This is a genomic window from Streptomyces milbemycinicus, from assembly GCF_002154605.1.
In the GTDB taxonomy this organism is placed as follows: Bacteria; Actinomycetota; Actinomycetes; order Streptomycetales; family Streptomycetaceae; genus Streptomyces; species Streptomyces milbemycinicus.
The window spans coordinates 1-531 of record NZ_MUNE01001089.1 but is presented as its reverse complement, the minus strand read 5'-3'; the positions used below and the strand labels follow the sequence as shown (position 1 = coordinate 531).

1 pseudogene is annotated in these 531 nt (G+C 69.9%); it reads right to left on the bottom strand.

Annotation, left to right across the window (positions count from 1 at the left end):
- Positions 1–372: pseudogene (locus CCN51_RS51225) on the bottom strand (hypothetical protein); the annotation flags it as partial.
- Between the last annotated feature and the right edge of the window lie 159 nt (positions 373–531).

Below are 531 nucleotides of genomic sequence, written 5' to 3'. Positions count from 1 at the left end.
CGGCGGTAGGGCGGGCAGGTCCCGTTGCGGTACGTCGCGGAAGTACGTACGCGTACGGATCAGCCCGCCGGGCCCGCGCTCGCGGCGCCGCTCCAGATAACCGGCGGCCTCCAACTCCCTGAGCGCCCGCGAGATCAGGATCTCGCCCTCCGTGAAGTGCTCGCACAGTGCGGCGATGCTCACGGGCGCGCCGTCCGGCAGCGAGAGGATGTAGGCCGCCACGCCGATCGTGACCGCGCTTCCGCGCCGCTGTGCGAGGGCGTTGGCGATCACGGTGAAGTCGCGAGTGAGGCGGGTACGGATGTGGATCACGCCGGAGGTCGATGCTCCGGCGTCGGCGCGCGCATGCGCGTTAGACTGCGGCTCAGCCATCGGGAAGGTCTCTGCTTCCTGATCGGTCAGGCCCTCGTTCGGGATGCCAGTCCCGGCCGGGGGCCGTCGTCTGTCTGGGGTTGTTGCGGCGAACGTAACCGGCTGCATCCCACACCCGCAAGCCGGTCACTCGTACGGGTGACATGCGGGAAGGGAGGG